General features: G+C 73.3%; 6 protein-coding genes and 2 pseudogenes. 5 read left to right on the top strand and 3 right to left on the bottom strand.

The features are described 5' to 3' along the window. Positions 1 to 162 precede the first annotated feature (162 nt). From ACZ4WV_RS17800 to ACZ4WV_RS17780, 5 genes are all read left to right on the top strand, one after another. On the top strand, positions 163 to 927 hold the full coding sequence (locus ACZ4WV_RS17800; RefSeq protein WP_465747624.1) for a thioesterase II family protein: 765 nt from the start codon (positions 163 to 165) through the stop codon (positions 925 to 927). Continuing rightward, on the top strand, positions 924 to 2,003 hold the full coding sequence (locus tag ACZ4WV_RS17795; RefSeq protein WP_465747622.1) for an AvrD family protein: 1,080 nt from the start codon (positions 924 to 926) through the stop codon (positions 2,001 to 2,003). The genes ACZ4WV_RS17800 and ACZ4WV_RS17795 overlap by 4 nt, the downstream gene beginning before the upstream one ends. Continuing rightward, positions 2,000 to 3,016 carry a 3-oxoacyl-ACP synthase III family protein gene (locus ACZ4WV_RS17790; protein ID WP_465747620.1) on the top strand — a complete coding sequence of 339 codons (1,017 nt, stop codon included), beginning with the start codon at positions 2,000 to 2,002 and terminating at the stop codon, positions 3,014 to 3,016. The genes ACZ4WV_RS17795 and ACZ4WV_RS17790 overlap by 4 nt, the downstream gene beginning before the upstream one ends. Positions 3,017 to 3,123: 107 nt before the next feature. Continuing rightward, on the top strand, positions 3,124 to 3,351 hold the full coding sequence (locus ACZ4WV_RS17785; protein ID WP_465747618.1) for an acyl carrier protein: 228 nt from the start codon (positions 3,124 to 3,126) through the stop codon (positions 3,349 to 3,351). 80 nt (positions 3,352 to 3,431) lie between these two features. Beyond that, positions 3,432 to 4,523 carry a DUF6081 family protein gene (locus tag ACZ4WV_RS17780; RefSeq protein ID WP_465747616.1) on the top strand — a complete coding sequence of 364 codons (1,092 nt, stop codon included), beginning with the start codon at positions 3,432 to 3,434 and terminating at the stop codon, positions 4,521 to 4,523. Between the two features lie 206 nt (positions 4,524 to 4,729). On the opposite strand, the pseudogene ACZ4WV_RS17775 reads toward ACZ4WV_RS17780, so the two are convergent. The 3 genes and pseudogenes from ACZ4WV_RS17775 to ACZ4WV_RS17765 form a co-directional block, all read right to left on the bottom strand. Continuing rightward, positions 4,730 to 5,105, bottom strand: a pseudogene (locus tag ACZ4WV_RS17775) (transposase). Between the two features lie 82 nt (positions 5,106 to 5,187). Next, a pseudogene (locus ACZ4WV_RS17770) lies at positions 5,188 to 5,397 on the bottom strand (transposase); the annotation flags it as partial. A 146-nt stretch (positions 5,398 to 5,543) separates the two neighbouring features. Beyond that, the gene (locus tag ACZ4WV_RS17765) at positions 5,544 to 6,785 is read right to left on the bottom strand and encodes a beta-ketoacyl-[acyl-carrier-protein] synthase family protein (RefSeq protein WP_465747614.1); all 1,242 of its coding nucleotides are present in this window, start codon (positions 6,783 to 6,785) and stop codon (positions 5,544 to 5,546) included. Between the last annotated feature and the right edge of the window lie 58 nt (positions 6,786 to 6,843).

The following is a 6,843-nucleotide window of genomic DNA, read 5'->3' as shown; positions in this document are numbered from 1 at the left end:
TTCCCCCCCCCCCCCCCCCCCCCCCCTCGCTCCCCCCCCCCCCCCCCCCCCCCCCCCCCCCCCCCCCCCCCCCCCCCCCCCCCCGACCGCCCGCCGCAGCCGCCGCAGGCCATCGTCGCCCGCCGCAGCCCGCCGCGGGTCCCGCAGGGAAGGAGCAGCCCCGTGAGTGCCGTCGTCGTCCACCTCGCCGACGCGCGCGTCCGTGCGCGGACCGCGCGGCCCGTCAGACTCTTCGCCTTCCACCACGCGGGCGGCAGCACCGCCTCCTTCGCCGGCTGGCAGCGGCGGCTCGGACCGACCGTCCAAGTCGTCCCCGTCCGGTTGCCGGAGCGGGACGCGCCCGGCGGCGGCCCGCACCGCGACCTCGCCCCGCTCGCCCGGGCCCTGCACCGGCAGCTCGGCGGGCAACTGGACGAGCCGTACCTGTGCTACGGCCACAGCATGGGCGCGCTGGTCGCCTACCACTTCGTCCGGTTCCTGGCCGCGACCGGCCGCCGGCTGCCCAGGCGGCTGCTGGTCGGCGCCCACCCGGCGCCGCACCTGCCGCTTCCGCTCGAGTCGGCGCTGCTCCTGGACGACGACGAACTCGCCTGCTGCCTGGCCCGGTTCGACGGCCTGCCGACGGCGGTCAGCGCCACACCGGACCGGCTCGCCGACTACCTCGCCCGGGTGCGGGCCGGCCTGGAACTCTGCACGAGCCGTCGGCACACCGGCGACAGCTACCAACTGGCCTGCCCCATCGACGCCTTCGCCGGCGCGGACGACCCGCTGGTGGCGGTCGAGGACGCGGCCGCCTGGTCCTCCCACTCCCTGCGGGGCGGGACCCTCCAGGTGATCCCGGGCGGCCACTTCTTCCAACGACAGTCCAAGGACGCATTCTTCACGCGGCTGGCAGCCGTGATCGACCCGTACGGGGGAGCGAGATGACCGGCACCACACAGACCGGCACCACACAGACGCCCGGCACACCGCTCCGGGCGACCGTGGACGACTATCTCGGACCAGCGGAGCGCCGCTTCTTCGGCAGCGGCTACCGCCGAGCGGAGCAGCGGCTCACCGACCTCCTGGTCGGCTCGCGGGCCGACGGCACCGGAACGGTGCGGGCCCGCGGCTCCGTCGACTACCCGACCGACTGGTCCCGCAAGGGCACCACCGACCAGGCCCCGCACCTGAGCAGCATCGACGTCCTGCTGATCGCGGGCGAGGCCGCCGAACTGTACCTGACCCACGCGTACGGCCTGGACGCCGCACAACGCTCCGGCCTCCGGCTGCGGCGGGTACGGCTGAAGGCCGGGACGAAGCCGGTGGAGGCCGAGTTGGGCGGCTTCACCGTCCAGGCCGCGGCCGCCCGGCAGTCCGAGCGCACGACCGTCGTGGACTGCCGGGTGGGCGAGCTGCGGGCGCGCCTGGAGATCGAGCACCCGGCCCTCCCGGCCGCGGCCGCCACGGTCCCCAGCACCGCCCCGGCGGACCGCACCGACCGCTACGACTCGCCGGACGCCCTGCTCGGCCCGGCAGCGCTACGGCCCTTCGCCGCCGCGCACCGGACCAGGACCCAGACCATCGACGACCTGCGGGTGGACGTCCCCGCCCGACAGGCGAGCGCCCTCCTCGGCAGCCGCGCGGCGGCGCAGGCCGGTCCGGTGGGCGGCCTGGAGAGCTACAGCCACGGCGGTGTCTCGCTGATCGACGCCTTCGTCGGCGCCGTCCAGCTGGGCCAGATCCTGATCTACGGACTGGACGACGTGCCCCGCGCCGAGAGCGACACCCTCTGGATGCGGCAGACCGTGCTGGAGGTCGGGGACCCGTACCGGCCGTCGGCCGGACCGGCCCCGCTGACCGTGGAACTGGTCGACCCGCAGCTGCTCACCGCCAGGACGGGGGAGACCTGGCGCGTGGTCGACATCGCGGCGGCCTTCGAACACATCCGGATCCACTGCTCGGCGACCCACCGGCTGCCGACCGGCCGGACCGGGCACGACCGGCAGGAGGTGGCGGCATGACCAGGGCCGCCGTACTGGAAGGGCTCGGCGCCATGGTGCCGCCGAGGATCGTCTCCAACGACGAGATCGGCGAGCTCGTCGGCAGCGACGACACCTGGATCCGCACCAGGACCGGCATCCGACGGCGCCACTGGGCCGAGCCCGGGGCTGTCACCGGCGACCTCGCGATCGCCGCCGGCGAACGGGCGCTGCGCTCCGCCGGCGAAGGCCCGGTCGACCTGGTGGTCCTGGCGACCAGCACCCCCAACCAGCCGATGCCCGCCACCGCGCCCGAGATCGCCCACCGGCTCGGACTCGGCACCCCCTGGGCCTACGACCTCTCGGCGGCCTGCACCGGCTGGGTCTACGGGATGGCCAACGCCGTCGGCGCGATCTCCGCCGGGCTGATCGACCGGGCACTGGTGATCGGCGCCGACATCTGGTCCACCCGGCTGAACCACCGGGACCGCGCCTCCGCGATCATCTTCGGCGACGGCGCCGGCGCGGCGGTGCTGCGCGCCGGGGACCCGGACGAGCCGGGCGCCTTCCGGGGCTTCGACCTCGGCAGTGACGGCGCGCACCACGACCTGGCGTTGCTCGCCGTCGGCGGATCCCGGCAGCGCTCGCACCGGCAGCCGCCGACCGAGGAGGACAACCTGCTCGCCATGCGCGGCAAGGAGCTGTTCTCGCACGCGGTGGAGCGGATGAGTGCCTCCTCGGCCGAACTGCTCGACCGGATCGGCTGGACCGCCGCCGACGTCGACTGGTTCGCCGGCCACCAGGCCAACTCCCGCATCCTGTACGCGGTTTCCGACCTGCTGGAGGTGGAGCGCGAGCGGGTCCTGCTGCACATCGACCGGGTCGGCAACACCTCGGCCGCCTCCATCCCGCTGGCGCTCACCCACGCCGCCGCGGCCGGCACCTTCGGCGTCGGCGACCGCATCCTCTCCACCGCCTTCGGCGTCGGGCTCAACTGGGGCTCCACCGCCCTGACCTGGCCCGACATCAAGGTCGACGGCGTCCTCGGGGACTGAGGGTGCCGGCGCTTCCCCGGCGCCCGACCACCCGTACCCAACGACGCACCGACCTACCCAGGCCGGCCCGGGCAGGGCCGGCCGGCACCGAAAGGCGAGAACGACCCATGAGTGCAGTGGCCGACCGGATCATCGGGCTCCTGGTGGAGAAGTTCGCGGTGGAGGGCGAGATCACGCCGACCACCGGCTTCTCCGACATCGACATCGACTCCCTGGTGATGCTCGAACTCTCCGTGATCCTGGAGCGCGAGTACGGCAAGCGCATACCGGAGGACGAGCTGATGGAGGCGGGTAGCGCCGACGCGATCGCCGCCCTGCTGGAGACCGACCGCTGACACCGCCCCCCTCCACCGGACACCGCACGGCCGGGCCCCGAAACCCCGGCACCCCCAACCCCCGAAAGGTACCCATCGCTATGCGCCCGATCAGGCGTCTCGTCCGCGCCGTCGCCGCACTGGCCGTGGCCTCCGCGACCGTCCCGGTCGCGACCGCCCCCGCCCGGGCCGGTGAGCTCACCGCCTCCACTGCCACCACTACAGCCACCACTACCGCCGCCACCACCACCGTCTTCACCGACGACTTCCGGAGCGGCTTCGACACCTCCGGCACCGGGAAGTGGCAGCTCTGGCCCGCACCCGGCATGCCCGGCGGCGACGGCATCCCCAGCACGGACGCGAACGGCCTGCACGTGATCCCCAGCGGCACCGACCCGGCCACCGGGAACCCCGCCTTCGCCTTCACCACCGCCCAGCAGACGGCCGGCGGCGCCGGCGACCGGGACCACACCAAGTGGCTGGCCTTCGCCAACCACAACTCCACGGCCGGCTTCGCCGGATACGACACCCCGGCGAACGGCCGCTGGACCTGCAACGCCAACCTCTCGGTCACCACCCGCAAGACCGAGGCCAACCCCTTCGGCGCGAACGTCACCGACCCGCATTCCGACCTCCGCCTCGCCAACGGCGCGATGGTGGTGGCCGACTTGGAGACGGGCGTGCTGATGGACTTCCACGTCACCGATGACACGGTATACGCCTGGTACGAGCGGCTGCGCTACCCCGGCACCAGCTACTCGGCCTTCGCCTACGCGGTGCCGGTGGCGACCATCTCCAAGGGCGCGTCCCTCGACTACCAGATCACCCTGGACGACAACCGCACCCGGGCGACCTGGAAGATCAACGGCATCCCGGTCCACAGCGTGACGAACCTCGGCGCCCGCCCGGCCGACCGCTCCCACCTGGTCACCGACCACGGCGGCACCGATCAGACCGTCACGCCGCGCCAACTCCTGTGCGGCCTCGGCACCTTCACCATCATGGACGGCGCCGGACCGGACGGCCGCGGCCTCGTCCAGCTGGACACCACCCCCGGCTACTACTACGCCCCGCTGACCGGCGGGCCGACCCCGCAGACCTTCGTCGACACCACCAGCCCGGCGACCAGTCGCCTCTGGGGCCAGGGCGCCGAGATCTCCTCCACCCGCCTGACCATCACCACCGCCCCGTGACCCCTGGCCCGGCGCCCGGCCCGGAACCCGCGGCGCCGGGCCAGGTCCGGCCCCCGGGCCCTTCGTCGCAACGATGAGGCCAAGGGGTGCGGCCGGGGACCCGCATGGCGCGGGTCGGACGGCGCGTCCGGCGGGTGGCCGAACGTGCCGGGCCGAGGCGTCCGGGGCCTGCTGGAGCCCGCGTCGAGATCTTTGTTTAATAGGTCCTAACAAAGGCGTCGGATGTGCCGGTGGGTGATCAGGCAGGTGGCGAGGCCGAGGAAGGCCTCGTGGATGTCATCGCGCCGCTCCCAGCGGATGCGGTGACGGCGGAATCCGTGAAGCCAGGCGATGGTGCGCTCGACGACCCGGCGGTGGGCGCCGAGACCTGAACCGTGGGGGTGCTCCGCGGCGGGCGATCACCGGCTTGATGCCCAGCTTCCACACGAGCCGCCGGTACTTGTCGTGGTCGTAGCCCCGGTCAGCCAGCAGGACATCGGGTCTGTGCCGTGGCCTGCCGACGCGGCCGGCCACGGCGGGGACCTTCGCGGGCAGTGGCAGCAGCTGGGTGACGTCGTTGCGGTTGCCGCCGGTCAGTGACACCGCGAGTGGGATGCCTGGCCGTCGACGAGGACGTGGTGTGCGTGCTGCCCGGTCGCGCGCGGTGGCAGCACTCGGACTCCCGCTCGTCAAAGTGCTTCGCCATCTCCGACACTTGGGACTTCGAGAGCTGGGTGACGCCCATACTCTCTGCGAGCGTCTCCACCCGCCTGGTCGAGACGCCGAGCAGGTAGCAAGTCGCGACCGCCGAGATCAGGGCCTGCTCGGCCCGGCGCCGGCGCTCCAGCAGCCAGCTCGGGGAGTACGACCCCGAGCGGATCCTGGGAATGGCCAGCCGAGTGCGTAGTAACGCTTTTGCCGCTCGTGATCAGGGATTGCTTCTTCCGGGACCCACCGTCCCAGCGTCAATTTCCCATGATCCGAGGGGAATTCAAGCTGACGGTCCGCTGCGAAAACGTAGTGGCTGACTCCTTGACGGGCTCAGGTGGGCCGGCGGAGGGCGAGGACGACGTTCTGGCCGCCGAAGCCGAAGGCTTGGACGAGGGCGGCGGGCACCGGTTGGTGGCGTGGGACCTGGGTGACGAGGTCGAGGTTGATTTGGGGGTCGCGGTGATCGAGGTTGAGGGTGGGCGGGATCAGGCTCTGCTGCATGGAGAGCAGGGTCATGATCGCGGCGAGGGCGCCGGCCGCGCCGAGGGTGTGCCCGGTGGCCGATTTGAGGGCGGTGACCGCAGGGTGGTGGCCGAGGGCTTCGGTGATCGCTTCGGCCTCAGTGTGGTCGCCGACCGGGGTGCCGGTGGCGTGGGCGCTGACCAGGGCCACGTCCTCGGGGGAGAGGTCGGCCGCTGTGAGGGCGTGGCGGATGGCGCGGGCCTGTTCGGAGCGGAGCGGGGTGGTGAGGTGGTGGCCGTCGCTGGTGACGCCGTGTCCGGCCAGTACGCCCAGGATTTCGGCTCCCCGGGCCTGGGCGTGGTCGGCGCGCTCCAGCACCAGGACGGCCGCTCCTTCGGCGAGCACGAATCCGCAGCGGTCGGCGGCGAACGGGCGGCTGGCTCCTGCGGGGTCCTCGTTGCGCCGGGCCAGCGCGCCGATCCGGTCGAAGCCGCTGATCGACAGCGGTCTGATGCAGGCGTCGGCGCCTCCGGCCACGACCACGTCCGCGCGTCCCCAGGTGATCAGGTCGGCTGCTGTGGCCAGTGCCTCCGATCCGGCCGCGCACGCGCTGACTGGCGCGTGCACGCCGCCCCGTGCGCGCAGGTCCAGGGAGACGGCCGTCGCCGGACCGTTGGGCAGCATCATCGGGATGGTGAACGGAGAGACGGCTCGGTTGCCGTTCTCGCGGCGTACCGCGTCCTGGTTGACCAGCGTGCGTGCGCCGCCGACGCCGGTGCCGATCACGACGGCCAGCCGCTCGTGCTCGACCTCGGGTGAGCCCGCGTGCAGCCAGGCCTCCCGGGCCGCGATCAGGGCGACCTGCTGGCAGCGGTCCGTCCGGCGGCGGGTGACCCGGTCCAGCTCCTGATCCGTGTCGACGGCCAGGGGAGCGGCGATTTGGACGTCCACGCAGTCGGCCCAGGGCTCCTCGATCCGCCGCACGCCGCTTCGGCCGGCGATCAGATTTCGCCAGGTGTCGGCCGCCGTGCCGCCGAGCGGGGTGGTGGCCCCCCAGCCGGTGACCACGACGGTGGCGGGTGGTCGGGGGGCCGTACGAGTGACAGACATGCGGGCAGGCAACCACAGACCCGGGCGGCTGTGGTCGCAACGCCCCTCGGGATGACCC

The organism is Kitasatospora sp. NPDC029312, assembly GCF_055569215.1.
The sequence above is the reverse complement of the archived record's forward strand: the minus strand, read 5'-3'. Positions and strand labels throughout refer to the sequence as shown.

What these genes read in the sequence shown, in the direction of transcription:
- ACZ4WV_RS17795 (WP_465747622.1), top strand. Translation starts at nt 924, where the DNA reads ATGACCGGCACCACACAGACCGGCACCACACAGACGCCCGGCACACCG.
- ACZ4WV_RS17790 (WP_465747620.1), top strand. Translation starts at nt 2,000, where the DNA reads ATGACCAGGGCCGCCGTACTGGAAGGGCTCGGCGCCATGGTGCCGCCG.
- ACZ4WV_RS17785 (WP_465747618.1), top strand. Translation starts at nt 3,124, where the DNA reads ATGAGTGCAGTGGCCGACCGGATCATCGGGCTCCTGGTGGAGAAGTTC.
- ACZ4WV_RS17780 (WP_465747616.1), top strand. Translation starts at nt 3,432, where the DNA reads ATGCGCCCGATCAGGCGTCTCGTCCGCGCCGTCGCCGCACTGGCCGTG.
- ACZ4WV_RS17765 (WP_465747614.1), bottom strand. Translation starts at nt 6,785, where the DNA reads ATGTCTGTCACTCGTACGGCCCCCCGACCACCCGCCACCGTCGTGGTC.